Origin of the sequence: Leptospirillum ferrooxidans C2-3, from assembly GCF_000284315.1 — a bacterium.
GTDB lineage: Bacteria > Nitrospirota > Leptospirillia > Leptospirillales > Leptospirillaceae > Leptospirillum > Leptospirillum ferrooxidans.
Map to the genome: position 1 here is coordinate 481,560 of NC_017094.1, position 25,053 is coordinate 506,612.

Genomic DNA, 25,053 nt, shown 5'->3' on the forward strand with positions numbered 1-25,053 from the left:
GTGGAATATGCATTGGGCTTCTTTTTATGGTGGCAGGGGGTATCAGGGTACAGGAGAGCCTGGCAGCAGATCTCATGATTTCCGGATCATCGGCACTGTTTCCGCTGGAACAAGTATGGTCTCAAGAGTACATGAAGCAACATAAGAATACACATATCTCGGTGCTATCAACCGGTTCCGGGTTTGGTATTACGAATGCGGCGAATGGGAATATCATGATCGGGGCATCGGACACTTATCTGACAAAAGGGCTGAGAGCCCGATTTTCCAACCTCGTCTCGATTCCCGTGGCGTTTGAAGACGCGGAGATCATCTACAATATCCCAAAATTGGACAAGACGATCAGGCTAAATATGGACGGCCCAACGATAGCGCGGATCTATCTGGGAAAAATCAAATATTGGGATGATCCAGCCATAATGGTGATGAATCACAAGGTGACACTTCCACATCAGCTGATTAAGGTAATACACCGGGCTGATTCTTCTGGTACAACTTTTGTGTTTACAGACTATCTCAATCAGACCTCGCAAGACTGGCAAGAAAATGTTGGGCGAGATATGTTGCCCTCTTGGCCAACAGGATCGGGCTATAGCGGGTCGGATTCGTTAGTGGCGGCAGTGATGGCGACCCCAGGAGCAATCGGATATGCGGGACTGGGATGGATCCTTGAATATCACCTGAAGTCGGCTGCCCTAAAAAATCGGGATGGGGAATTTGTGGTGGGATCAATTAAAACGATCCAGGCAGCAGGACAAGCGGCATTACAAGATCCGACTTTTCCCCAAGACTTCAATCGCTCCATTGTATATCACTTTCATGGCAAGAACCTGTACCCGGATGCGAATTTTGAGTTCTGGATGGTGAACAAGAATTTGCCGGGGGAAACGATGAGAGATGTAAAAACGCTACTTGAATGGGTCCTGACGACAGGACAGGATCCGAAGTATACGGAGAAGATGGGGTTTGCGCCGATACCATTCCGTCCGATCAAGTCCCGACTAACCCATATCCTAAATCGTCTCCTGCCGGGTAATAGCTACCAGGAGCGATCCCCGGGGTAACAATGGGCTTCTCCCTTTCAACTGAAATCAAAGTGACCTCCTGAACGCACCAAAGCTTGTAAAGGGAGTCTTTATTGACCTCTGAAACACACCTGCGTCTCCATTGCAATGACGATCAACCCACCGACCGCACCGATGACTCCATCCCTGAGCACAGGTTTTTTGAGGGACTGGATTCACGATCTTTTTCGAGAGAGTCCTCCTCCCCCCGGATTTGTCAGTCGTATTGACGATATGGTCATGATCTCTCTCCTTCCTGGAAGGTTCTCAGTGCGACTCAGGCCGATGCGACAACCTCCTGTTGGGTCGTCTCGGTCGCCGACGGGGGTGAAATCCGCAAAAGATCCGTCTCCTCGATCACACTGAAGTCGATTTCCGGATATCGTTCGCAGCTCCCGTTTTCGCTCACCACGTTCCAACCTGTGTCGAGCTCAATCAGCAAAATTCCCCAACATTCCGGTTTTTTGTTTTTGACGATTTTTGTCATGCGTTGTTTCTCATTAATGTATTTGTGCTAGATTTATTGTATCCATTTGAATACGATTGTTGCAGGATTGCCGTCCAGTAGACAGAAACCTTCGCGAATTGGCTTTTCTCTCGAAAGATCGAGCCGGACGGGTCCGGATCCTGTCCCGCCTGGACAGAATCGCGATGGGAAATTTGGGTGACGTAAAGCCGGTAGGAGAGGGCGCTTCGGAAATTCGGATCGATGCGGGACCCGGATACCGCCTGTATTTCTTCTGCCAGGAGAACACGGTGATTCTCCTGCTTTGCGGTGGGGACAAATCGACGCAAGACCGCGATATCTCGCGAGCCAAAGAATTGGCGAAAACCCTGGAGTAAACCATGAAAGAAAAAATTCTGGCCTTCGATCCGTCGGTCTACCTCGACAGCGAGGAGGCCATCGCCGAATACCTGAACGTCACCCTTGAGGAGAACGATCCAGATCTTCTTTTGGCGGCTCTGTCCAACGTGGCCAAAGCGCGCGGGGTGTCTCAGATAGCGCGGAAATCGGGGCTTGGGCGAGAAAGTCTTGACAAGGCCCTGACCCCCGGCTCCAAACCTCGCTTCGAAACGATCATGAAGGTGATGCACGCGCTGGGCGTCAAACTGAGCGTTCACGCCTGACTTCCTTTTCCGCCCCAACTGGGGGGAATGGAACGTCCGGAGCCCGAAAAAACCCTATGCATCGAGTTCAAGACATTTTGGCCGCCACACCCCATCTCTCGGCTCTCCCGGGGGTCCCGGGGCTCGATCCAAAAACCCGCATGGCTCAATAAGGTCCCGTGTGCAAAATCTCAAATGAAAAATGGATGGTCTGCCCCAAAACGAGCGTATAAGCCAGATACGATCCAAGGACTCCCGGGAGGGAGAAAACATCCCGGCCGTGGGGGGTGTTCTTATTGGTCCCAAAGGCTTCTGAGGTCAAAATAATCAGCATGTCTGAACTCAGGTGATAGAGTCCGGGCGACACGACAAACATCACCGCGAACAGCATCGGCCCAAGCGCGATATCCGTGACCCGGGAGAGACCTTCCTTCCCTGCAGGCCGATCAATCCTTCTCCCTGTGGGATGCCACGGCCAGTGCCCAAAAGTGGGTGAAGAGAAAATCGTCACATGAACTTTTTTGCATCTAAACCCTTTACGTTGCAGGAGGGAGGTTCGGAAGTTCCTCTTTCGACGAGGCTGTGCGAAGGAGTTTGCTACTCCGCGTCTTACCGTCTTCTCCGGAGTCTTTGACGCAGGACTCCTGCCTTGGTCTTTTCCGTTTTCCGATTCTCATCGTCAGATATTTGTCTTCGTGAGCTTGTCTCAGAACAAAAAAATGGCGGCTGATCAGAGCCACTGTTTTTTCACCTGGTTGAGGAGAAGCCAGAAGACCATGTTTGTCAGCTGTTTGTAACGCATTCTTGATGCTTTGTTTTCTTGGGGTGCTAGTTTTTCTACACCCAATGATGGGAGGCTTGTTTCGGGTTTTTGGTTTGATCCCGGAGGATTTCATGATCGATCAGTCGCTTGTTTCCGATATTCTTCCCAACATAGACACCCTATCCTTTTCTCCGCGTTTAAGACTTCCTGTCCATACAGCAAAAGATCTGATCGTCACCGATAGCTGGGTCTCCGAAAAGACATCGTCGGAAAAGGTCTACAGAATGTTCGGGCAGGATCCAGGACTGCCAGGGCTTGCAATCCTGAAGAACGAGAGTCCCATTGGACTGATCTTCAGGAGCACCCTCATTGAACGTTTTTCGTTTCGTTATTCCCATGAATTGTTTGGTCCAAAACCCATCACGGAGTTTATGGATCCCCTTCCTGTCACCGTCCAGATTTCAAGTGATATTGATGAGATAGGCAAAAGATTTCAGGGGGATACCCTCCCCAGGGCGATGGATGATGGTTTTTTGGTGGTTGACGGAGAGCGATTTGCCGGTATCGGTACATGGCAAATGTTGATGAAATGTCTCTCCGGACGAAGAGAGGAGCTCTTTTCGTATATGGCCCATCATGATCCCCTGACGGGGCTTCCCAACAGGATCCTGTTTATGTCGGAACTGGAACGGGAACTGGGAGAGGGGGCAAGAGGGGCGATTTTTTATCTTGATATGGACCGCTTCAAGGAAGTCAATGACAAGTATGGACATCAGGAGGGGGATCGTCTGCTGAACGAGTTCTCCGACCGGCTTCTTCTCTCCGTTCGTTCGCAAGACCTGGTCGCGAGACTCGGAGGAGACGAATTCGGAATCCTGGTCCGGGGACTCTCTCAAAAATCAGAGATTCCGATGTGGATTGGACAGTTCATGGAGCATCTCAAGAGTCCCTACAAAATTTGTGGTTGTGACTATGAGATATCTGCAAGCATCGGGTATTGCCTTTACCCCCGGGGAGACAAGGATCTGGCCACTATCTTGAGAAAAGCGGATAGCCGAATGTATGAAAACAAACGCGAGAGAAGAGCCTTTCAGGCTCAAGATACGAAGCTTGAGGGGCGGAATCATTCCGGTGGCAAGGAGATCGTTCTCTCCAGTCATGGTATTGGCGCTTCTGTATTTGACGGTGGGGGAAATCAGATCGCCAGTAACATCCTATGGCAAGAAAGGGTTCAAGGTCATGAGATCGGGATCCTTTCCGAGCTGGAAGAGGTGCTCCGTTTTTCTCTCCCGGACGGCGCATCCGGTCCATTCCGGGTCGTAATCTCAGGAGACAAGAGAGCGGTCGAGAGGGATCCCGGGGACTCTTTTGAAGGAGAGTCGATGGACAACCTCACCGGTCTCTATGACAGGACATCCTTCTACCAAAAATTTTTTCGTGCTGTCACACACCAGATCACGCTACAAGATGGATGCCTGCTTCTTCTCGTCATGGATCTCGATCGTTTTCAGGTGACGAACGATATCTCCGGACATACGATGGGAGATCGTGTTTTAAAAGCTGTTTCCGAAAGACTGTTGAAGGTGGTCCGAAAAAATGATCTCGTTGCGAGACTGGGAGGGGATGAGTTTGCCTTGGCCTTTTCGGGGATCCAGTCCAGAAAGGCGGCCGAGAAAGTGGCATCGGAAATCCTGCAGTCGATTTCGATGCCATACACGATTGATGGTCAGGAATATTTTTTGACGGCGAGTATCGGGGCAACGATCATGCCCGAAGATGGCGAGGATTTTGAAACATTGATCAGTAATGCCGACATGGCGCTTTCCCAGTCAAAAGAGCAGGGTCGTTTCCAGGTCCAGTTCTTCAGCGCGGAGGCGAGGGAACGGCAGACTGTCCGGTATTCGATGGAAAAGAGGTTGTTCAAGGCGCTCGAACGAAATGAATTCCGTCTTTATTACCAGCCAATGATCGATATGGTGACCGGGAGAACAACGGGTGCGGAAGCGCTTATCCGATGGATCGGCGAAGATGGCACGCCGATCCATCCGGATCAGTTTATTCCCCTTGCGGAAGAAAACGGGATGATTGTTCCTATCGGACAGTGGGTTGTGAAGACAGCCCTCAACGAGCTGTCGGTTTGGCGGGGCTATGGACTGGATCATCTCCGGATCAGCATCAACCTGTCTGCCCGACAACTCCAGGAGCCGGATTTTCTGCTCAATTTTCTTCAGATGTTGTCCCATTCCGGAGAAAATCCTGAACAGGTCATGATTGAAATGACCGAGACGGTTGTCATGCGCAAAGCACAGGAATCGATCGATCTCCTGGGCGCATTAAAAGCCCATCGGATAAAGATAGCGATTGACGACTTTGGTACGGGATATTCTTCCTTAAGCTACCTGAGGCGCTTTCCGGTGGATGTTCTCAAGATCGATCGTTCCTTTGTCCGGCAGATCGGAGAAATGGGAGAGGATTCAGAGATTGTTCGTCTGATCACCCTTTTGGCCCGTGCCCTCAGCCTTGAAGTCTGCGCCGAGGGGGTGGAGAGCGAGCTGGAATTGAGCTATCTTCGGGAATTTGGCGTGGGGAGCTATCAGGGATATCTTTCCAGCCCGGCGATTCCTTCCGGATCGTTTGTCGATTGGGTCTTGAAAAGCCGAGCCGGATCCATCACTCCTTGAATATCGCTGGCCACGATAAGATTATTTCCTGACGGGAGTCCATTGTTTTTATGGTCAAACGCCTTTTTGTAAGGATTTTTGAGGGAACACCTTCCGGAATTTTTCCAGCTTGGGCCTTACGACAGCCTGACAATAAGGTTGATCCGGGTTGTCAGAAAAATAGTCCTGATGATAGGACTCCGCCGGGTAAAAGACTGACAGGGGAACCACTTCGGTCACGATGGGGTTTGGATAGGCCGAAGCAAGGTTCTTGATGATTGTCTTTGCAGAGAGTTCCTGTCTCTTGTCGTGAGAAAAGATGACCGATCTGTATTGTGTTCCGATGTCGTGTCCCTGTCGGTTCAGTGTGGTCGGGTCATGGATGGTAAAAAAAATCTCCAGCAACTCCTCATAGGAGATCACCTGCGGGTCGAACTCCAGCCGGACGACCTCCGCATGGCCGGTTCGGCCGGAGCAGACCATATGGTATGTGGGATGATCGACCGTTCCGCCCATATAACCGGATTCCACGGATAAAACACCCTTCGTATCCCTGAAGACAGAATCAAGGCACCAGAAACAACCGCCTCCAAATGTTGCAAGGCTTTTTTCTCCAGAAACAATATGTTCCAATATGTCCTCCCTTTCGAACGCATGACTTCAAGTGCTTTGCCCATGAATCCCTCTTGTCTCCACCTGATTTTAAGCGCGCACTTGATCGGAGTCCAATCTCTCTCCATTATGGAGAGAGGACTGTTTCTTTATTGGAGTCAATGTCTTCTGCGATCAATTGGACCGGATTGTAAAAGGAGGCTTCGATGAGATCTGTTCAGGTCAGTCAACCAGGAATGCCCTTTCTCGTATCGAATACCGATCGACCCGCTCCCGGAAAAAAACAGGTATTGATCAGGGTGTCGGCATGCGGCATCTGTCATAGCGATGTTTTTGTCCGGGATGGACTTTTTCCCGGTCTTTCGTATCCAAGAGTTCCAGGACATGAAGTTGTGGGTGTCATTGAAAAAACGGGGGAAGCTGTTTTGGCTTGGAAGGTTGGCGATATTGTTGGTGTCGGATGGCATGGCGGACACTGCTTCGAGTGTGATTCCTGCAGGAAGGGAGATTTTATCCTGTGCGAACATTCCAGAGTGACAGGGATTTCCTTCGATGGAGGCTATGCCGAATACATGGTATCTCCTGAAGAGGCCCTTGCGAGAGTTCCGGACGGGATGGCCAAAGAGCTGGCGGCTCCCCTTTTGTGTGCCGGGGTGACCACCTTCAATGCCCTACGCCATTCCGGAGCGGTGGCTGGCGATCTCGTGGCCATTTCGGGAATCGGTGGGCTTGGACATCTCGGTATCCAGTTTGCCTCCAAGATGGGGCTTCATACGGTGGCACTGTCTTCCGGAAAAGAGAAAGAGGCTTTGGCGCGGTCTCTTGGGGCCCATGACTATATCGACCTTTCTTCTGGCGATGCTGTGACCGCCCTTAATAAAATGGGCGGGGCCAAAGTGATTCTTGTGACAGCACCCAACAGTGAACTGGCCTCGCGGCTGGTCGACGGACTGTCGCCGAATGGCAACATGGTTCTTGTCGGGGTCGATGCCAATCCTCTTTCCGTCTCGCCGCTTCAATTGATCGGGGGACGAAAAAGGATTTCGGGTTGGCCATCCGGAGATGCAAAAGATTCAGAAGAGACGCTTCGTTTTGCCCATCAGGCGGGTGTCCGCCCAATGGTGGAGACGTATCCCCTTGAAGAGGCAGAAAAGGCCTATCAGGTCATGATCTCAAACAAGGCCCGCTTTCGGGTGGTTCTGACCCTGTAAGGGTTTCCTTATCCGGGTTCGGGATACAATTCTGGTTTTTGACTTTCGCTTTGACTCATTCTATGAAAGGGCGAAACAGGGAGTATTTTTCATTTTTGATGGATCAGGTCACGAAGGAGGATACCGCTTATGCCATTAACAGGGAACTCTCCAGCAGACGGAGCAAAAGAGAAAACCCATTTCATTTCTTTCCGGTTCATCTTTATTTTTCTCTCCATTCCACTGTTCTTGATGGGGGTTCATGCCATCGGGAGGCATTACAAGAGCTATCCCGAGGCTATCAACCTGATGGAAATCTCGGGAATCCTTCTGATTCTGTTTACCCTGTACAGGACACTGGTCTCGGATCTTGTTCCTTTTCTGGCAGAGCGGATCGGGAAGGAGAAAGCCAATTCTGCCCGATATTTTATCGATTTCCTTTTTATCGCGTCAGGGGTTTTTATTGTCCTCAGCCTTCTGGGAAAAGGCTTTGAAAATCTGGCCCTTGGAGGCACGGTCCTTTCGATTGTCATCGGTATTGCAGCGCAAAGCAGTCTGACAAACTTTTTTTCGGGATTCGTACTGGCCTTTACCCAACCGTTCAAAGTCGGAGAGACAATCGGTATAGTCACCTGGCAATACGCCAGGCTGGCTTCGACCTATCCGCATGAAACACTGGCTCCGGAGTACAGGGGAACGGTTCTGTCCCTGGGAATGATCTATACCCACCTGAGGGGGGAGGATGGAAAAACGTTCATGTTGCCAAACAGTATCCTTCTTCAGGCATTGTTATTTGAGAGAAGCTTTTCAGATGAGCGGATTTCCATCCGGATGGATATTCCTTCGGGTGTGAGTACGGAGGCCATCGAAAAAAGGATCCTTGAATGCCTGACCGGTCGATATGCCCTTTCTCCAGCGGAGATCACGCTCCGTCTTGTGGACTTTTCCAGCTCGACGGTCAGTTATCAGGTGAGATTTCCCGCAGGAGAGCTTGTGGAGCAAGAGGTCAGGGATACGCTTCTCCGGTCAGTCATGGCTCTTTTGCCTGGAAAAAAGACAACCGGAGAAGCGCTCTCCTGATTCATGGAGATGTCAGACCGAGAGATCGTTTCTAGGGAGTGTTCACTGCAACGACAACCGATTCATTTCCCTCTGCAAAAAGGGAAATTGTTGTCTTAAGACCAACTTTTTGGCATTCTTCGGCAATTTCCTCAGGGTTAAGCAACCTGTTGCCCTGAGCATGCTCCCCAAGATTCTGGAAAGAGAGCGGACGTTTTCCGTTTGATCTCAACTCTTCGCGTTGTTTGGGCCAGAAGGGCTCCCACAAGACAAGGGCTCCACCGGGTGCGAGATATGATCGGAGCATCGGGAACAGTCTCTCCTTGTCACTCCAGACATGATGGAGGGCCCTGTTCATTGCGATCATATCCGCCTTCCGGTCCAGTTTGAGGGAAAAAATGTCGCCTTGGGTGAACTTTAGCCGGTTTCCGAACCCTTCCTCTTCAGCACGAAGGCTTGCTTGCCGGATGTTTTCCCGGAAACCGTCCACTCCCAGCCCGGAAAGTTTGGGGCTGTGTTTTGCCAGGGCTCTCAGGTACCAGCCATTCCCACAGCCAAGATCGATGGCCAGGGCATCGTTGCGATCGATCTCCCTGAAGAAAGGAATGGCAGGGAAAATCTGTTTTTCAAATATCGGGCCGAATGTGGTCTCGAGCATGGGGCCAAACCAGGGAAGAACGGTCTCTCTCTCTCCAAGAATGACCTCTCCAGGACGTTCTCCTGTCCGCATGAGGCCGGCAATCCTTTCGGACATATGTGTTCCGAGAACGGATTGGATCACCTGCGGCATGGATGTCTGGGGGTGAGAAGGCCTCATGATTTCACCAAGGGACGAAAGACGGAATTGATGGTCCTGGCCATCAAGGAGCCCAAAAGCGTAAGCCGCATCGCACCATCTTTCCACATATTCGGGATCCATTCCGGTTTTCATGGCAAGTTCCCCGGATGTTGCAGGGTTCTGTCCCAGGGATTCAAAAAGTCCATTGACGATTCCAATGAAAGAAAGATTCAGGGTTGTTGTCCCCTGGGAATGCGCTTTGATTTTGTCTTTCAGGTCAGCGATCTCTTTTGTTTGATCCATCGGGTCTTTTTTCTCCATAATGAAGGGCCGGTATGGCCCATTGTTCAAGGGGTTGTTTTTATGACCGTTTTATTCTGAAGGAGAATCTCCACCGGGTAAAGTCTTGTGAAACGCATGATCGATGGGTCCAAAATGGCTTGACGGGATCGATCAAAAAAGGTAAAAGGGCTTGTGCTTGGTTTTAATTGGAGATAACGCAGTCCTTTTGTGGAATTGTTTTCTCATGAAATCGGTTCGATCCGTTTTCTGGGAGCATCAAACAATACCGTAAACGGTCTGACCGGATTCCATCTGCGGTTCGTCTCCAGTCTTTTGGATGGCGTGCCGACCATATGACCAAGGATGTGCACTGATGGATAAAAGACACGTCTCGAACGGAAGGGTGTCCCGCTGGATTTATGGGGGAGGGATCCTTTTGGTGGGATCCCTTCTTGGAAGCTGCGGCGCTGGTGGGGGAGTGTATGGCCCGGCCTATGTGCCTGAGTGCACCTGTTGCTGTTCAAACTATTATACTCCTTATTCCTATCACGCCACTGCCAAATCCAATATTCCGGTTTCGGCCGCCATGCTCCATGATACGACAGGTCCACTGCCAAACGTTTCAGCAAATCATGGTTCTATCAAGGGAATTGCGAAAAAGGGTGGTCACAAGTAACCAATACGTTCACGGGATTTCACCCCAGGAGGAGTCAAATATGAAAAGGTTAAAATTCTGTCGATCCTTTCTTTTGATGGCATCATTATTTTTAATGATTGTTTTGTCGTCCTGTACATCGACCGGAAGCCTAGGATTGCTGACAAACAGTGAAACCGAGGCGGATCTTGGTCCCCACGATTCCCACCGGTTCCACCGAGTGGGAACGGAAATTACGGGAACCGCCTGTCGCCATTTTATTCTCGGCATCATTCCTTGGGGGGACTCCGATGTGGAAACGGCGTTGCGTCATGCCCTCCAGGCCCATCCCTCGCTCAATGCGGATGGACTGGTTCATGTCACAACGGAGACCTCCCTGTATGGGTTCTTGCCTTTGTATGACGTCTATACACTGACATGCACGACGGTGAAGGGGATCCCGATCCGCTTTGATCATTCTCCCGTTACACAAAAACAGGAGTCGAGCCCCGTCAAAAATTGACATTTCTTTTGCCGACCAATGGTTTTTTCGAGAGGGTGGGATTTTTCCCACCCTTTTTTTTGTTTTGTGGTTCTTGATGATGTCAATTGAGCCCTCCTTATCCAATACTGTTCATTCAATTTTTTTTATTTACCGATAAGTCATGTAAATATTGATTTTCATTTTTATTTTTTTGAATATCAATATTAAATCCTTTCGTTTAAAGTACTTTTCTGTTTATGTGTTGTTTGATAATTTATTTTTATCTTAAAAATTTTACTTTGGTATTTTTTGTGGTATGATTTCTGCGGGTCACTTTCTCCTTAATGAATGGTTCGGGAAACCCCTTCATTTGTGTAAGGAGTTGGTTCGCTTGGGTTGGTCTTGGGGATTGTCAGAGGAGGATTTATCATGGAAAGCATGTTAGAGACACAGGTTGAAGCGTTGGATTCAGGGTCGGAAAGTTCCATCGAGGCGAAAGGGGTCAATGATTCCGGTTTTACAATGATTGAACTGTCTGTGGTCCTGTTGGTGATCGGTATTCTGGTGGCTGCGGCATTGTTGGGCTACAACTCGTTTGTGAATGGTGGCAAGATCGCCGCAACCAAAACGGAAATTGAAAAGCTTATAGAAACCGCCCACAACTATGCCCAGGCCAATGCCGGCCAGGTGGGGGGAACCTATAATGGCCTGACCGCATACGCATCGGGGGGATATGTGGCCGGTTCCACCACAATGCTCCCGTCTTCCTATACGACCCAGGGCGTCCTGAATCCCTATGGCGGATACGGAACGATCGCGACAGGGACCAATACCAACCAGTTCACCTTGTCTGAGACCGGTCTGAGCACAGATGGTTGTACGGCTATCCTGAATGCTTATTCCTCTCACGGGACGGGAACCTGCGCTGGTGGAACTCTCTCGTTGACAATGAACTGAATTCTGTTTGATTAGGGATGGGTCGATGGACAAGGTTCGTCATGCAAGGGATGGCGGATTTACCATGATGGAGCTGACAGTCGTCCTTTTTGTCATGGCGCTTGTCACATCGGCCTCTCTGATCGGTTACCGTTCTTATATCCACGGGGCGAACATATCGGCACTGTCCCAGGTGATCAGAAATGTCAGAACGGCATCCCATCAGTATATTCAGATCAACAGCTCCTATTCGGGGCTTTCCTGTCCGGCTCTTTCCGCTTCCGGGATCTGGCCTCCCTCAGGCTGCAACGGTCCTTCTTTTTCTCTTTCTATCCCGCAGACTTCCGTTTCTGTTGCTGCGGGAGCCACTCCATACCAGTTTTCGATTGTAATCCTTTCAAGCTATTTCACCGATACGGACTTTGAGGCGATTTGCAACCAGTTTCAAGCACAGGCAACCCAGTGCAGCCCCTCGTCCGGCACGTTGACGCTTGTTTTTTGAGAAGTGCCTTTTAATCGAATCCCTTCCTTCTCGAGGGATCATCAGAGGAATGTGCAATGAAAAGCCTGTCATGGAATGATAACGGACCTTTGCAGGATGGCTGGCGCTGGATAAGGCCCCTCTTCGAAGACGAGATGATTACCGACGTTCATATCAAGGGAGAGGGATGTTATGTCCGTCGCCGCGGGGTGATCGAGGATACCGATATCACCGTGTCCCAGAGTTTTGTCCAGTGGCTTCTGGAAACCTATGGACAGGACGCTTCCTTCGGCTTTGATGATGTTCGGATCCGAATGCATATCCTGGGATCGATCAACGGATATGACATGGCGGTCAGGGTTCTTCCCCGACGGATCCCTCCCCTTGAACAGCTTGGTCTGCCTCCTGTTTTTTCGGAGCTGATCCAGCTCAAGAGGGGGCTTGTCCTGGTGACCGGAGCGGTCGGATCGGGCAAGACAACCACCCTGGGCTCGCTGATCCAGGCCATCAACGAAGTTCGTCCGGTCAATATCATTACGATCGAGGATCCTGTCGAACTGATCTATAACCCGATCAAGGCCCGCTTTTCCCAAAGGGAAATCGGAGGGGGAGTCAGTACTTATCCGCAAGCGATCAGAGACGCACTCAGAGAGGATCCTGACGTCGTCCTGGTAGGGGAGACTCGGGACCCGGAAGCGCTTGAAGCGGTGATGACGCTTGCTGAAACGGGAAAGCTTGTCTTTACGACACTCCATTCGATTGACGTTGCCCAGACCTTTCACAGGATCCTTGACAGTTTTCCGGCCCACAAGCAGCCGATTATCCGGGCGCAGTGTTCGATGGTCATCCAGGCGGTCGTCAGCCAGGTGCTGGTTCCCACGGTCAATGGAGACCGGGCCGTGGCACAGGAGTTTGCGTTTTTAAATGAGGCCATCAGGAATATCATCCGAAGCCGGGAAGACAAGCTCCATCTTCTCTATCCCGAAATCGAATCGATGGAGAAGCAGGGGGATACGCATTTCCGGACCTTTACGGGAAGCTTCAAGCGTCTTGTTTCCAGGGGGCAGATCACCCTTGAGACGGCACGTCAGTTTGCGACCCGTCCAAGAGATTTTCCCGGGTCATGAATCATTATAAATCGTTATTTTTTCCTGCTATTCTCATTCGTTCTTTTGGGTTTCAAGAGGGATGCTTGCCCGGCGTTGTGTGTCAGGATCAAAGGTGTTTTGTCAGATGAGAGCCCAGGAAGAGTAGAATGTTGAAACCCTTTTCGCTTCGCTTCAAATCAGGGCATATGCCACTGAGACCTGTCCGCTTCAGCGGGGATCAGGTCATAACCTCCGGAACGATCCCCGATGTGCCTCAAAGATCAGACTGTGTCCTCTATTTTCCTGCTGGACTGACCCTTGTTTTTCGAAGTTCCCGTGCGGCTCAGGGTTCCCGAAAAATGTCCATCGCCGATTCCAGAAAGCTGATCGCCGGAGGTCTTGGTCTTTCCCCACGGAATGTTTTGACATGGAATGCTCCGGAGGGATTCTGGTGGTTTGTTTCTCCGCCAGGATGGGAAGCGGTCAATCAGTCACTTCCGGTCTTTTTGGGATTGCCGGCTTTTATTCGCCCGATGGGGGCGATTGCGACCGATCCACTCGGCGTGTACGGCTATCTGTTTCCGGTGATGGCGGAGGGAAATCCGGACTCTGTCTCCGGCTTTGTGGTGATCCTTCAGTCAGGCGGTGTGATGGAGTCGAATGTGATCTCCATGGCGACCGTCTCGAATCCACAGTCCTTTCTCCTTGGCATTTCTTCCTTCCTGGATCATTTGCTTCAAACAATATCACAGGAAGAAGGGCCGGCTCCAAAGGAGGAAATTTCCTGGATCAGGGATTCCCGGAACAGGACAGCCCTGGACTGGAACCAGGTGGCTGGGACAATCCAGGATATTCCCTTTGACCTGCTGGGTGACGCACTTAAGGATCCCCCGTTTGTCCATGAGTCTCTCTCTGCCAAAAATGCCAGTTGGCGATCGATCTTTTTAAAGGTCCTTCCGGGATCGCTTCTGGGAATGCTTTTATTTCTGATCGCCTTGTTTTTTGTAAGGCACTTCGACCACCTGGCGATCGAACGAACCCGTATCCTGAAAGCCCGTCATGAACTGCTTCTGGCCAGACTGACCAATGCGAGAATGGTTCACATCCTCTTGTCCGATGTGAACGCCGATCTCTCTTCGCAGATGGACCTTTCCTGGGGGTTGACACGGCTTGATATCGCAAGCAGCCCGCTGACATCGAGGGAGCTGATTCTCTTCCGGGCAGGAGCGGCAAAATACAACTGGTTCATAGAGGGTCGGGCTCCATCACGAATTCTTCTGGATACACTGGTCGGAAGGACAAAGGAACGGATCGCAGCGCAGCACCTTCTTCTCACAAATCCACGGCCGATTTATCTTCCGGTGGAAGATCTTTCACCCTCCTTTCTGTTTCAGGGGCAATGGAATGGTCTGCTCAGGAAAGAGGAGGAGGGAAAATGAACAAGATTCCTCCTTTCCTTCTGGCAACGGTGGGTCTTTTTTCCATTCTCTTCATAGGATTGTGTTCCCTTGGATGGTCTTTGCTCTCCTTTTATCAGGATCACGCGAAGCTTGTGAAAATGGAAGATTTGGCAAAAGGCGACCCGCTTCTTGCCCGGGAGCTTCTGAGGATCCGGACGATGATCCGCCACGATGAATTTCTCCTTGGAGGAATCGATGACAATCTGGAGTCCGGTATTGCGGATTTCGGCGCCTTGCGGTCGATATGGGGCATCCCGATCCGCTTTGAACCGCTAGATGGCCATGGTCCGACGGAGCTTGGGGACATGAAGCCTGTGGTCGGGGTCGGGGGATTGAATGGCAGAGTGTGGGAGAGCACCTGGAAACTTTCGGTGCCCGCAAGTCTCAGCACGGTTCTTTTCCTGATGCCTTATCTTGAGTATCTCGCCCAAAAAGACAAGGCGCTCGTCAGCCGGGTGAAGTACCTCTCGAATGCGGGTGTTTCAGGGGATCTTGCGGAGAAGGATACTCCGGGGATGCTTGACCTTCTGGTCCGTTTTGAAGGCATTCCCCCCCATCAGGCGTCACTTCTTGAAGGAGCGTTGATCAAAAGGCAACGGCTTCAGGACGCCCTTGCGGCGATGAAGCAAAAGAATCTTCCCCCAAAAAGTCCCCAACGGTAGATTGTTAACGGATGGATGGAAAGGTCGAATGAATGAATAGAGTCCATGGCAATTCCTTTTCGCTTCTTGCGGCTACGATAGGCTGTTTGCTCCTGATCGTTTCCGACAGGGGAGTGGCGGCGGCTTTCCCGCCGGAGGGATCTCCCTCTTCTCCGTCGGTGCCAGCTCCGATCTTTGAACTGTCGGATCAGGACAAAGCCTATTACAACAATCTGATCAAGCTGAAAAAAGAGATTCTTACCGAGAAGCTTGAGGTGGAAAAATGGGAGCTTCAGAAAAAGATGGGGTATTCCGGTCCGGCCATGAGACATTTTTCTCAAAAAAAAACCGGCCCTCCCATGGATCGTCTGACCGTTCGGGCGGTCTCCGGCCATCATGCCGTTGTCTTTTTTCGGGGGCTGGATCGGGTTGTTTCGGTCGGGGATGTTTTGGGGACGCTTGAAATTCGCGGCATCGGCGCAAAGTCGGTTACGGTCCGGAATACAAAAACCGGACGGATAGAGACGTTTGCCCTTTCCGGCGGGGATGTTTCTCAGGTGCAGGGCCGCCATAAACCCTTTGGAACGGGAGCCATCAAATGAAGAAAAGACAGTCTTTCCTGTTCCCCATGCTTGCCCTGATGCTGGTTCTGGGCGCATGTCAAAGCGCACCGGTCGCCAAGAAGGGAACCTTGTCTGATCTGCATCCGGTCTATGACAAAAAGGCAGGAAAGATCGATCCATCCTTACCTCAGGTGATTCTGCCCCTTCCTCAAAAGGAGGCTCATGTTCGGGATTATGATTATTTGAACAAGGTGGTCAGCGGTGATTTCAGGGGAACAAGGCTATCCGACACGCTCGAGCTGATCATGCCAGAAGGCATCACGGTTGTGTGGGGGGACATGAACCCGTCGGAGCATGTTTTCATTTCCATCCGAAAAAAAACACTGAGGCAAGCCCTTGACCTGATCCTGAAACCGATGGGAGCCGCCTTTCTTCCAGCGCCGGACCATATCAGGGTCACCCGCCATGAAACCATTCTTTTCAGGCTTCCCGTTCCGAACATCAGGACCATCCTGATGGGGTCTGTGGGATCCAACCCCACCACTCCGGGGGGAGGCTCGGGAAGCTCCGGCGGTGGCATGGGCGGCGGCATGGCAGGAGGCATGGGTGGAGGTATGGCAGGAGGAATGGGCGGCGGCATGGGCGGCGGCCTTGGCGGTATGACGGGAGGGATGGGTGGTGGCATGGGTGCCAATCAGGGGACCCAGACCTCAGGAAATGTTACCGTCAATATGTCGAGCGGTCTTGTCACTTTCTGGGATTCGCTCAAAAAGACCCTGGACGGAATGAAGGGACCTCACGGAGTGGTCCGTGTGGATACCGAGTCCGGGTATGTCTATGTCCATGACCAGGTGGACCGGACTTCGGATATCAGGGATTATCTCAACCGAGTCCGGAATGCGCTCCGGAAGCAGGTTTACCTGAAAGTGGAGATTGCCGAGATCCAGCTCAACCAGAACAACTCTTTCGGTGTGAACTGGAACGCTCTTCTGAAGGGGGTCGGCGCACAGTTCACCACGATTGGAGCCGGTGCCCAGAATGCGGGTCTCGCGGCGACAGGCTCCCAGTTCGCACCCTATTCAATAGGAGTGACGAGTCCGAATGGAACGAGTACCGCCATTTTGCAGGCGCTTGACCAGATCGGACATGTTCACCTGGTCAGCCAGCCCAGGATCCTGACGTTGTCCGGACTTCCGACGACGATCAATGCGACGACCAATATTCCTTATCTCCAGAGTGAAATGCCGTTTGCTTTCGGTGGGCTCAACTCTTCTTCCCTGGTCATTCCCCAGATCTCTTACGCGACCGTCGGATTGAATCTCGAGATCACCGCGGTGATCGACCATGATTCCATCAGGCTCCATGTTGTTCCGGTCCTGAATACCCTGACACAATTTGTCTCGATCGCCGTTCAGGGGGTGGGGACCTTCCAGGAGCCGGAGATTGCTTCCCGGGCCTTGTCCTCGGATATCCTGACCCGGTCCAACAACACGGTCATTATGGGAGGACTGATCTCAAACACCATTTCAAAGCAGGAGTACACGATCCCGTTTTTGGGAGCCATTCCGGGTCTCAAATACCTGTTTTCAGGATATAACGATGTCCGGACAGTCGACGAGATGGTCTTTATCATTACGCCCATTGTCTCCGATGGTTTTGCCGTTCCCGAACCCACAACCCGAACCCTTTTGCACCTGAAGCCAGAACAGGCTCCATTGAGAACCATTCCGCAAAAGGAATCGACGCATATCACAGCGGGGCAGATGTAATGCAAATCCGGTCTCCAAGACCCATTCTCGAGATTCTAGAAGAGATCGGAGGGATCGATCCCACGATCAGGGAAGGTCTCCTGACCGAGTCGCAGGCCTCCGGTCGACGTGTGGGCGAGATGGCTCTCGAGAATGGGTATACCTCGGAGGAAAAGATTCTGGAGGCCTTGTCCATTCAGACAGGAATCCCCAAAATTGCCCTCGAGTCGGTCGGGGATCAGCTCGACCAGAGTCTTTTTCGCCGATATGAAAAGCTCTTTATCTCCTGGGCGGTGATTCCGCTGACGGAGAACCGCTTTGTCATCTCGGACCCTTCCAGGATCCATGATTTTGAAAAACAGTTGATCGGAGAAGGGGTCGTCGAACGATTTGGTCTGGCGAACTTCCTGCTCCTTGAAAAAAGCTCCATCTTCTGGAAACAGAACGAAATCATGGGAATGGGCATCATCCATCCCGCCCAGTTTTCAAAAGAGGTGATGGCTCTTGTCGCGCAGCCTTCGGAGATGATGGAGTTCATCGTCAACAGGGCATACCGGATGAATGCCTCGGATATTCATTTTGAGCCCCAGCAGAAAGTGGTCAGGGTTCTTTTCCGGCTGAATGGCGACCTTTCCACCGTTGCCTTTATTCCACGCGCGGTCTATGAAACCGTCACGATGGCTCTGGTCACCAAAAGCCGTGTTCTGAACCCGCAGTCGAACAAGAGCCATGATGGCCACTTTACGGTATCGATCGATCACAGGGATGTCCAGATCCGGGCCTCTTTTATTCCAACCATTCATAATGCGTTTTCGGTTGTCCTGAGAATCCTGGGATCGCAAAAGGCCACGATACGGCTTTCGAGTCTCGGTTACCCGGAAGACGAGATTTCTCAAATGAAGTCGATCCTCTCGAACCTTTCAAACGGAATGGTCTTTGTCACGGGGCCAACCGGTTCGGGAAAGAACACCTCTCTTCATGCGGTCATCTCCGAGATGGATCTGAACACCAGAAAAATGATTGATATCGGAGACCCGATTGAGTACAGAAGACCTTTCGGCATCCAGGTGCAGGTCTGGAACGCCGAAAATGAAAAATGGGACTACGTCGATGCGTTGAGATCCTCCCTTCGCCACGATCCGGATATCATCATGATCGGGGAAATCCGCGATGGCGAATCGGCAAGGGTCAGCGTCCAGGCGGCAAGGACAGGACATCTGATCCTGACGACCCTTCATGTGACCTCGGTTTTTGAGATTTTCGAGAGACTTCTCGACTTTGGCATTTCCTACCTCGATATTCTCTCGGTGACAAAAGTGGTCATGAACCAGCGCCTGTTGAAAAAACTTTGCTCGTGCGCCCGTCCCAGGCCTATTGCTCCCGGAGATCTGGTGGGGGATCTCGGAATTCTTATCGGCCGTGCCGGAATCGATACCGTTTATGATCCCTACGGGTGTGACCGCTGCAATGGTGGCGGTTTCGTGGGGCGTTACGCCCTGGCCGAGATCTTGTTCATGAACAGGGAAACCAGGGGATTTCTGGCAGATCAGAAGTCCTCCAACTCTGTCGTCCTGAAAAGAGCCTATGAGTCGTTCCATCCGGAGTGGATGTCATTGGCGGAAAAAGCGCTGAGGGACTCTTCCACTGGAAAAACCTCTTTTGGAGAGGTCCTCAGAAACGCCGGAGTGCTTTAAGTGATCTACAACTACGAAGTGATCGTCAACGAAAAGCTTTCAAGCGGATCGATCAAGGCCAGGGATATTGAAGAGGCGATTTCTGAAATCAGGGGAAACTTCCCCTACGGGAAGATCTCTGCCCTTCTTCCCGATTGGGGGAAGACCGTCCTGTTCTGGATTTCTCCGGAAAACAACGGAGGAATCTCGACCAAAACGGCCTCTGACATCTGTGACCGTCTCTCCCTTTTTATTGAAAACGGTCTTCCTGTCGAACAATCCCTGAAGTTTGTCCGGGCGAATCTCGAGGCGCGGGGTGTCCAGAAAATCATTGACCGGGTTCTGGTTCTGATCGAGCAGGGAATTCCGCTCTCGCGGGCATTTGGCGTTGCAGGATTCCCCCGCGAGTTTTTGCCGGTCATCCAGACAGGAGAAAAAACCGGAACGCTTGGGCAGGTTCTGAAAAAAGCGGCCAAGAGTCTCAAACAAATGGCCAAGATGCGGCAGGATCTCAGAAATGCCCTGATCATGCCTGCCATCAATATCGTTGTCATGGTCCTTTTTGGGTATGTTCTTTTTTTCGATGTTCTGCCGAGGTTCCACGCACTTGTGGTCCAGCTCCCCAAACTCCAGCTTTCGGCGTTCGTGTCGGATATTTTTGCTCTCGATACCTTTTTTGTCGATAACATAAAATACTTGATTGGACTATTTTCGCTTTTCTTGATGATTTTTCTTTATGTGGTATTATTGAGTCGGTTCGGAAAAAGGTTCGTTATAAAAATTATTAGAAAAATAAAATTTATAGATTCAATTTTCAGGGTGCTTTTGACTTACAAGTTCGTGATCAGTTTCGAGATGCTCATCGGGGCGGGATTTACCAGAAACGACGCTTTGGCGGAGATTGCCCGATCGCTTGGTTCGAAGGATCTTTCTGAAAAGGTTCTCGAGATGAAGAGAAAAATGGAAGATGAGGGAGTTCCCTTGGCTCAGGTTCTTTCGGGATCGGATCTTTTTTCCGGCGGTTTTTCCGACTGGATCGGAATCGCCGCGGATTCCGGAAATCTCCATGATGAGCTGATCAAGATGGAAAGCGTTTATGAAGAGCTTGTGGCGAAAAAGCTCGAGGCGGTGAAGGCGGTCGTGAGTCCGATCATGGTGGTCGCAATGTCGGTGATGGTTCTGCTGGCATTTGCGGCGCTCTATGGGCCGATCTTTGGCATTGTCAACTCCTTCATGGGAGGTGCCTGATCATGAAAAGACCATTGGGAAAGCCAAATGATGGCGGTTTTATCAACATGCTTTCCTTGTCGATCTCTCTTCTGATCCTCGCCATCGTTGCTTCGGTTGTCGCGGGGAAAGTGTCTTCGGTCGTCATGCTCAAGAACGCCAATATCGACCTCGAGGCGGTCCGCATGATCTCGAATACGGCCAATCTCTACTGGTTGAAAAATGGACAGGCCCCGACCGTTTCCTCTCTTGTGTCAGGGGGGTATTTGCCCACGACCGGAACGGGTGTCTGTGTCTCCTGTCCGGGTGGCGGGACGGTCACCACTCCCGACGGAGTCTCCATTTCCCTGGTTACGGCTTCTCCTGGCTCCCCTTACGACTATCAGCTCCAGCTTGTGGTGCCGGCATCGCTCTCTCCGATGTTCGGTTTTCTGGAACGGAGCCTTCCCCTTTCAACGGCGACTTCCCCCACGACGATCAATTGGAGCCAGCCGGTTCCTCAGGGGAACTTTGTCATGGATCAGCCTCCACCCAACATTACCCAGACGGTGGATCAAAATGGCGCTCCGCTGATCGTTCAGGACATTGCGACCGGGGACACGACGCCGGCTCTGTCAGTCAACGGATCTGGAGCCGCCCAGGCTGCGGGGACCTTCGAGAATAAAAGCAACGGGGCTTATGTCGGCATGGCGGAGGGGACAAACGGCCCTGACTCTCTTGGTGGTGATGTCGGTCTCTACGCCCAGGTCAACGATACGTCCGGTGCGGGTTATGCTGGCGGGTTCTGGGACGCCACGGGGCAAAGCGCCAATATTCTTTCCATCGGCACACAGGGGGTCTATACCCAGATCACCCCCGGCCCGGTTTCTTTGTATTCCTATGTAAACGATCCGTCCGGAACCGGTTCCGCCGCCATTTTCAAGGATCAGTCCAGCCAGTCCTATATTGATCTCGCTGAAGGGGCCTCCGGTCCTGATGCCCAGTTCTACGGATTTTCCGGAACGGTGGGAATGGCAAGCTACCTGGCCAACCAGGGGTCGTCAGCAGGAGGCGCCGCGGGACTTTTCGTGAACGCTCAAAGCGGATCTCAGGTGACTCTGGCGACGGGAACAACCAATGCGTCCGCGGCGATGGTTGCAACGATTCAGGACCCCGCGGGGACAGGTGTCGTTGGATATTTTTCGGATGTCAATTCAGGATCCTATCTTTCTCTTTTGAGCGGAGCATCAAACGGAGGTCTGGGGATTGCGACGAATGCCCCGGTCTCAGTGGCCGTTCCCGGAGGATCCTCCCTGTCTCAGGGAAGCGCCGCCCTTTTTTCGAATTCTGCCCTGGGTACGGCCGTTTCGATCGCAGAAGGGGTGCGTGACAGCCAAGGCCAGCCGGTTGGCCTTTCAATCACAGGTGGTGATCTTCTGGGTTCCGGGAATATCCTGATCCAGGGATGTCTTATTACTGCCGCCGGTGGACGTTATTGTTAGAAACGCATCCTTTCCTGAACGGTCGGGAAGGGGGATTTTGACAGGCACATTTTCTTCAATTTCTCCAGGTAGGGAGAGGAGTTTGCCATGAAAAGCAATGTGTATAAAGGATCCCTTTCATTGATCAAGGGGATTTTCCTTGGTTTGTTCGTCGTTTTGGCGTGTTCCGGCATATCCGTTGCCGCAAGTTCAAACAACAATGCCTCTTCATCCTCCGGGTCGACTCCGGCCGATGGCTATTCCGATCCTTCGACCAGCTGCACAAGCTCGACAACTTCCTCGACCAGTTGTTCCCAGACGACACCGTCTGAAAGCGGAGGGTTTTCCTCGACGAATACGAATCCCGGTCAAGGGGATGTAAATGCTTCGGAACAAGCCCATCAGGTCGCAAATTGTAATTCCGATGTTCAGGGGAAGGATTGTCAGCAGAGCCAGACGGATCCGTCTTCAAGCTCGGGGGGCTCGGCTCCGGTGGTGGGTGGTCCCGCTTCGGCGACTTTAAATCCGACGACGATGGGGAATGGTCGTCAAACCAGAAATTTCATCAAATGAATTTCGAATTTCTGCTCTCGATCCTTCTGGGAGCGGTGATTTCGTCGATTATTGCGGCGGGAAGCTACGGGTGGATTGTGACCGCGAGGCAGATTGCTCTGGTCAAAGAGCTTCGCGGTCTTTCCCGCACGGTTTCCAATTATGAGGAGTGGGCCTGTCCCTGGGGTTCCTCATCGGTGGGCGCCTGTATCGGATGGCCAACGGGTTGGGCTCCTGTGGTCAACGCCGGTTTTTTGGCTTCGACTCCTGTTTCCGCCTGGGATGGCACAACTCCGATTACCGTTGCCCAGGCCTCTGTGAGCGGCCAGGGGGCCCTTTTGACGGTGGCCGTTCCCCAAAATGTCGGGACATCGGCAACGACAGAGCTTCCGATGTCTTCTTATTCCAATGGTGTTTTATCGGTTTGGGTCTCCCGGGGTGGACCTCCTACCGGAAGAAGTTGGGGACCATCTTTAAACGAGATGGGGCTTGTGAATCCTCCCCTGACTCAAAATGGAGCTGTTTTCCCGGGGTATGGTCCGATTCAGTAGTCAAAGCCACCAAAAAGGAGTCTTCCGTGAATAAACCCGCGGGATCCGCTGCAAGATATTTGTTCGGCGCAATTTTTCTTTTGGGATTCACTTCCTGTGGTGGTGGCGGCGGCGGAGGAGGAGGAGCAGGTGGCGGAGCAACTTCTTCAACGGCGGTTTCCAATAGCACGGAGGCTTCCTCCGGTTCCTTGGGGGTCTTTATCTCCAATGGGAATGCGACGGTGGCGGCGCCTTCGGGGGCTTCGACCAGTGGCAGTTCTTCAGGGAATTCAGGTACTACCTCTTCTACGAATACTGCATACTTGATTACTCTTCCGAGTGCCCAGAATCCAACTCCTTCTTATACACAAATACAATGTAATACCAGTTCATTTTCTATTAGCGGAGTCAATCTCGATACTCAGCATTCTGTCGGCGTGGCCTTTGATATTAATAGTTATCAGTTGGAGTTTTTTCAGTTTTCGACGGGTAGTAATGTCAGTAATTGTAATCCCTATACAAATCTAACGGCCACTGATCAAATCGATACTTCGGCAGGGTTGACCGATGTGGGTGGGGTGGTGATGGATCCCTCCATCCAGATAGCGATTGTGGAGACCGGCTCGGGATTTCAGTTTGTGGATTATTCCAATCCTTCGAACCCGGTGACTTCTACGGTATATCCATCAATCCCCTCTTATCAGTTATCGGGCGGAATTGATATTGTCGAAAATTTTGCCTATGACCCTTATCTCGTTGTAGGTGGGCAGAACTACAAGATGATCCTTTCCGGATCGGGGGCGGTTTCTTATTTTAACAGAAAAAGTGATGGGAACCTTTTGGAATTTGCCGATATTAAAACAGGAATCATCTATCGTCCGGATGCTCAAACACAATCGAATTTTTCTGCAGGTAGAAATGCCTCGTGCACGGCTGATGCGATCGGGATCGATACGTCCTATCAGGTAGCAATCATCGGTTGCGAGTATGATGCTTTTTCAACGACTTCGTCTCCGTCCGTTTTTTCACCGGTTACAATTCTAGTTAACCTGAACGATCTTACATTAACGCCTTCTCTCGGGACCTACTCTTTGCCCCTGTCAGCGGTGGTGTCGATTACACTCACTAATTCGGCTCCTCCCCAAAATAATGTTTTTGTTGACAGCGTCAATCATATTGTCATGTGGGCCGCCGGAGGGGATTGGGGAACGACCGGAGCAAACAGCTATTCTGTCGCAAAACTTTCTGATCCTTTCACTTCTTTTGGAAGTGGAATTGTGGGAAGCTTTGCCACTCCTTCCGCTTTGGAATCGGGTTGGGTCGGTTATGGCTACCCCCACGGAAGTGCCATGTATGTGGATTCCTCCGGAAACTCTGTTGCCCTCTGGATGAATCAGTCCGCATCTTCCCTTGCAATGGTCAAAGCGAATGAAATCCTTGCCGGAGCGAGCCCATCAACCGCTGTGACATATGTATCGATTCCATAAAGGTTTTTTGATGCTTTGTATTCGGTAGCTCCATCATGATCTTGCAGATGACTTTTGCTGGTTTTGTCGTTGTTCCGACTTTCCTGATTGTTTTTCCATGAATTGTTGCTCGAGCACCTCGGCATAAAAGCCTCTCATGTGGAAAAAATCCCGTATGCCCAAAATGGTCACTGAAATGGCGGCAACGATGGACAATATTCCAGCGATCTCGTAATAGTCAAAATGGGTCTGTTTGAAAAATCGGATAAGAGCGAGTCCCGCGATCAGGAGTCCCACCCCGGTTCTTATATAGGCAAGAAGGGTTCGCTCATTGGCCATGACGGTTCTGTCGATGGCGAGATAATCGGAAAATTCAAGTATCTGCGCTTTTTCCGATAGGGTTTTCCCATATAAGGAAGAAAAATTTCTTCGCATGAAGACTCCTTTCCGAACTTGGAAAAATGGACTTTTTTGATGGGTTTTGTCGATCCGGGTTCATTTGACGGAACGGGATGTGTGGTGAGTCCGATAAGACAGCATACTGCATTGGGGTGGCGGGAAAAACCCCATGAGGTTCAACTGAAAGGAAAATGCT

Annotated in this window: 26 protein-coding genes; 21 read left to right on the forward strand and 5 right to left on the reverse strand. The window is 51.3% G+C overall.

The window, feature by feature from the left end; genetic code table 11:
- Positions 1-74 precede the first annotated feature (74 nt).
- Positions 75-1,064 (forward strand): phosphate ABC transporter substrate-binding protein PstS, encoded by a 990-nt coding sequence (pstS, locus tag LFE_RS02460; RefSeq protein WP_014448694.1) that lies wholly within the window; start codon positions 75-77, stop codon positions 1,062-1,064.
- Positions 1,065-1,341: 277 nt separating this feature from the next.
- Here the strand turns inward: pstS and LFE_RS02465 are convergent, their stop codons facing one another.
- Positions 1,342-1,551 (reverse strand): hypothetical protein, encoded by a 210-nt coding sequence (locus LFE_RS02465; RefSeq protein WP_014448695.1) that lies wholly within the window; start codon positions 1,549-1,551, stop codon positions 1,342-1,344.
- A gap of 98 nt (positions 1,552-1,649) precedes the next feature.
- Here LFE_RS02465 and LFE_RS02470 point away from each other — a divergent pair, with 98 nt between their 5' ends.
- A complete protein-coding gene (locus LFE_RS02470) occupies positions 1,650-1,907 on the forward strand; it encodes a type II toxin-antitoxin system RelE/ParE family toxin (protein ID WP_232502553.1) in 258 nt (85 codons plus the stop codon).
- 3 nt (positions 1,908-1,910) lie between these two features.
- A complete protein-coding gene (locus LFE_RS02475; protein ID WP_014448697.1) occupies positions 1,911-2,192 on the forward strand; it encodes an addiction module antidote protein in 282 nt (93 codons plus the stop codon).
- Between the two features lie 145 nt (positions 2,193-2,337).
- Here the strand turns inward: LFE_RS02475 and LFE_RS02480 are convergent, their stop codons facing one another.
- On the reverse strand, positions 2,338-2,682 hold the full coding sequence (locus tag LFE_RS02480) for a hypothetical protein (protein WP_014448698.1): 345 nt from the start codon (positions 2,680-2,682) through the stop codon (positions 2,338-2,340).
- 383 nt (positions 2,683-3,065) lie between these two features.
- Here LFE_RS02480 and LFE_RS13425 point away from each other — a divergent pair, with 383 nt between their 5' ends.
- Entirely contained in the window at positions 3,066-5,615 is a 2,550-nt protein-coding gene (locus LFE_RS13425) for a diguanylate cyclase domain-containing protein (RefSeq protein WP_014448699.1), read from the forward strand.
- Positions 5,616-5,669: 54 nt separating this feature from the next.
- On the opposite strand, the gene msrA is transcribed toward LFE_RS13425, so the two are convergent.
- Positions 5,670-6,227: a peptide-methionine (S)-S-oxide reductase MsrA gene (gene msrA, locus LFE_RS02495; protein WP_014448700.1), complete on the reverse strand. Its 558-nt coding sequence runs from the start codon at positions 6,225-6,227 to the stop codon at positions 5,670-5,672.
- A 185-nt stretch (positions 6,228-6,412) separates the two neighbouring features.
- Between msrA and LFE_RS02500 the strand changes: the two genes are divergently transcribed.
- Both LFE_RS02500 and LFE_RS02505 read left to right on the forward strand, forming a co-directional pair.
- Entirely contained in the window at positions 6,413-7,417 is a 1,005-nt protein-coding gene (locus LFE_RS02500) for an alcohol dehydrogenase (protein ID WP_014448701.1), read from the forward strand.
- A gap of 129 nt (positions 7,418-7,546) precedes the next feature.
- A complete protein-coding gene (locus LFE_RS02505; RefSeq protein ID WP_014448702.1) occupies positions 7,547-8,476 on the forward strand; it encodes a mechanosensitive ion channel family protein in 930 nt (309 codons plus the stop codon).
- 31 nt (positions 8,477-8,507) lie between these two features.
- Here the strand turns inward: LFE_RS02505 and LFE_RS02510 are convergent, their stop codons facing one another.
- Positions 8,508-9,536, reverse strand: coding sequence for a class I SAM-dependent methyltransferase (locus LFE_RS02510; RefSeq protein WP_014448703.1), 1,029 nt, complete (start codon positions 9,534-9,536; stop codon positions 8,508-8,510).
- 352 nt (positions 9,537-9,888) lie between these two features.
- Between LFE_RS02510 and LFE_RS02515 the strand changes: the two genes are divergently transcribed.
- The 15 genes from LFE_RS02515 (at position 9,889) to LFE_RS12895 (ending at position 24,479) form a co-directional block, all read left to right on the forward strand.
- Positions 9,889-10,191: a hypothetical protein gene (locus LFE_RS02515; RefSeq protein WP_014448704.1), complete on the forward strand. Its 303-nt coding sequence runs from the start codon at positions 9,889-9,891 to the stop codon at positions 10,189-10,191.
- A gap of 40 nt (positions 10,192-10,231) precedes the next feature.
- Positions 10,232-10,672 carry a hypothetical protein gene (locus LFE_RS02520; protein WP_014448705.1) on the forward strand — a complete coding sequence of 147 codons (441 nt, stop codon included), beginning with the start codon at positions 10,232-10,234 and terminating at the stop codon, positions 10,670-10,672.
- 390 nt (positions 10,673-11,062) lie between these two features.
- A complete protein-coding gene (locus LFE_RS02525) occupies positions 11,063-11,590 on the forward strand; it encodes a type II secretion system protein (RefSeq protein WP_014448706.1) in 528 nt (175 codons plus the stop codon).
- Positions 11,591-11,615: 25 nt separating this feature from the next.
- On the forward strand, positions 11,616-12,071 hold the full coding sequence (locus tag LFE_RS02530; RefSeq protein WP_014448707.1) for a type IV pilin protein: 456 nt from the start codon (positions 11,616-11,618) through the stop codon (positions 12,069-12,071).
- Between the two features lie 56 nt (positions 12,072-12,127).
- On the forward strand, positions 12,128-13,177 hold the full coding sequence (locus LFE_RS02535) for a type IV pilus twitching motility protein PilT (protein WP_014448708.1): 1,050 nt from the start codon (positions 12,128-12,130) through the stop codon (positions 13,175-13,177).
- 131 nt (positions 13,178-13,308) lie between these two features.
- Positions 13,309-14,577, forward strand: a complete 1,269-nt coding sequence (locus LFE_RS02540; RefSeq protein WP_232502554.1) for a hypothetical protein — start codon at positions 13,309-13,311, stop codon at positions 14,575-14,577.
- Positions 14,574-15,260, forward strand: a complete 687-nt coding sequence (locus tag LFE_RS02545) for a hypothetical protein (protein WP_014448710.1) — start codon at positions 14,574-14,576, stop codon at positions 15,258-15,260. The genes LFE_RS02540 and LFE_RS02545 overlap by 4 nt, the downstream gene beginning before the upstream one ends.
- 32 nt (positions 15,261-15,292) lie before the next feature.
- Complete coding sequence (locus LFE_RS02550) at positions 15,293-15,841, forward strand: hypothetical protein (protein WP_014448711.1); 549 nt, start codon at positions 15,293-15,295, stop codon at positions 15,839-15,841.
- The gene (locus tag LFE_RS02555; protein ID WP_014448712.1) at positions 15,838-17,571 is read left to right on the forward strand and encodes a type II secretion system protein GspD; all 1,734 of its coding nucleotides are present in this window, start codon (positions 15,838-15,840) and stop codon (positions 17,569-17,571) included. Before LFE_RS02550 ends, LFE_RS02555 begins: the two co-directional genes overlap by 4 nt.
- Complete coding sequence (locus tag LFE_RS02560) at positions 17,571-19,244, forward strand: GspE/PulE family protein (protein ID WP_014448713.1); 1,674 nt, start codon at positions 17,571-17,573, stop codon at positions 19,242-19,244. Before LFE_RS02555 ends, LFE_RS02560 begins: the two co-directional genes overlap by 1 nt.
- On the forward strand, positions 19,245-20,471 hold the full coding sequence (locus LFE_RS02565; RefSeq protein WP_014448714.1) for a type II secretion system F family protein: 1,227 nt from the start codon (positions 19,245-19,247) through the stop codon (positions 20,469-20,471).
- A 2-nt stretch (positions 20,472-20,473) separates the two neighbouring features.
- Entirely contained in the window at positions 20,474-21,931 is a 1,458-nt protein-coding gene (locus LFE_RS02570; protein WP_014448715.1) for a hypothetical protein, read from the forward strand.
- Between the two features lie 87 nt (positions 21,932-22,018).
- The gene (locus LFE_RS02575) at positions 22,019-22,483 is read left to right on the forward strand and encodes a hypothetical protein (protein WP_148272520.1); all 465 of its coding nucleotides are present in this window, start codon (positions 22,019-22,021) and stop codon (positions 22,481-22,483) included.
- Positions 22,480-23,013 carry a hypothetical protein gene (locus tag LFE_RS02580; RefSeq protein ID WP_041773952.1) on the forward strand — a complete coding sequence of 178 codons (534 nt, stop codon included), beginning with the start codon at positions 22,480-22,482 and terminating at the stop codon, positions 23,011-23,013. The genes LFE_RS02575 and LFE_RS02580 overlap by 4 nt, the downstream gene beginning before the upstream one ends.
- 26 nt (positions 23,014-23,039) lie before the next feature.
- The gene (locus tag LFE_RS12895) at positions 23,040-24,479 is read left to right on the forward strand and encodes a hypothetical protein (protein ID WP_014448718.1); all 1,440 of its coding nucleotides are present in this window, start codon (positions 23,040-23,042) and stop codon (positions 24,477-24,479) included.
- 33 nt (positions 24,480-24,512) lie between these two features.
- On the opposite strand, the gene LFE_RS02590 is transcribed toward LFE_RS12895, so the two are convergent.
- Positions 24,513-24,893, reverse strand: coding sequence for a DUF202 domain-containing protein (locus LFE_RS02590; protein WP_014448719.1), 381 nt, complete (start codon positions 24,891-24,893; stop codon positions 24,513-24,515).
- Between the last annotated feature and the right edge of the window lie 160 nt (positions 24,894-25,053).

Coding starts and splice junctions, on each gene's coding strand:
- pstS (WP_014448694.1), top strand. CDS start 75: ATGATTTCCGGATCATCGGCACTGTTTCCGCTGGAACAAGTATGGTCT.
- LFE_RS02465 (WP_014448695.1), bottom strand. CDS start 1,551: ATGACAAAAATCGTCAAAAACAAAAAACCGGAATGTTGGGGAATTTTG.
- LFE_RS02475 (WP_014448697.1), top strand. CDS start 1,911: ATGAAAGAAAAAATTCTGGCCTTCGATCCGTCGGTCTACCTCGACAGC.
- LFE_RS13425 (WP_014448699.1), top strand. CDS start 3,066: ATGATCGATCAGTCGCTTGTTTCCGATATTCTTCCCAACATAGACACC.
- LFE_RS02500 (WP_014448701.1), top strand. CDS start 6,413: ATGAGATCTGTTCAGGTCAGTCAACCAGGAATGCCCTTTCTCGTATCG.
- LFE_RS02505 (WP_014448702.1), top strand. CDS start 7,547: ATGCCATTAACAGGGAACTCTCCAGCAGACGGAGCAAAAGAGAAAACC.
- LFE_RS02510 (WP_014448703.1), bottom strand. CDS start 9,536: ATGGATCAAACAAAAGAGATCGCTGACCTGAAAGACAAAATCAAAGCG.
- LFE_RS02515 (WP_014448704.1), top strand. CDS start 9,889: ATGGATAAAAGACACGTCTCGAACGGAAGGGTGTCCCGCTGGATTTAT.
- LFE_RS02520 (WP_014448705.1), top strand. CDS start 10,232: ATGAAAAGGTTAAAATTCTGTCGATCCTTTCTTTTGATGGCATCATTA.
- LFE_RS02525 (WP_014448706.1), top strand. CDS start 11,063: ATGGAAAGCATGTTAGAGACACAGGTTGAAGCGTTGGATTCAGGGTCG.
- LFE_RS02530 (WP_014448707.1), top strand. CDS start 11,616: ATGGACAAGGTTCGTCATGCAAGGGATGGCGGATTTACCATGATGGAG.
- LFE_RS02535 (WP_014448708.1), top strand. CDS start 12,128: ATGAAAAGCCTGTCATGGAATGATAACGGACCTTTGCAGGATGGCTGG.
- LFE_RS02545 (WP_014448710.1), top strand. CDS start 14,574: ATGAACAAGATTCCTCCTTTCCTTCTGGCAACGGTGGGTCTTTTTTCC.
- LFE_RS02550 (WP_014448711.1), top strand. CDS start 15,293: ATGAATAGAGTCCATGGCAATTCCTTTTCGCTTCTTGCGGCTACGATA.
- LFE_RS02555 (WP_014448712.1), top strand. CDS start 15,838: ATGAAGAAAAGACAGTCTTTCCTGTTCCCCATGCTTGCCCTGATGCTG.
- LFE_RS02560 (WP_014448713.1), top strand. CDS start 17,571: ATGCAAATCCGGTCTCCAAGACCCATTCTCGAGATTCTAGAAGAGATC.
- LFE_RS02570 (WP_014448715.1), top strand. CDS start 20,474: ATGAAAAGACCATTGGGAAAGCCAAATGATGGCGGTTTTATCAACATG.
- LFE_RS02575 (WP_148272520.1), top strand. CDS start 22,019: ATGAAAAGCAATGTGTATAAAGGATCCCTTTCATTGATCAAGGGGATT.
- LFE_RS02580 (WP_041773952.1), top strand. CDS start 22,480: ATGAATTTCGAATTTCTGCTCTCGATCCTTCTGGGAGCGGTGATTTCG.
- LFE_RS02590 (WP_014448719.1), bottom strand. CDS start 24,893: ATGCGAAGAAATTTTTCTTCCTTATATGGGAAAACCCTATCGGAAAAA.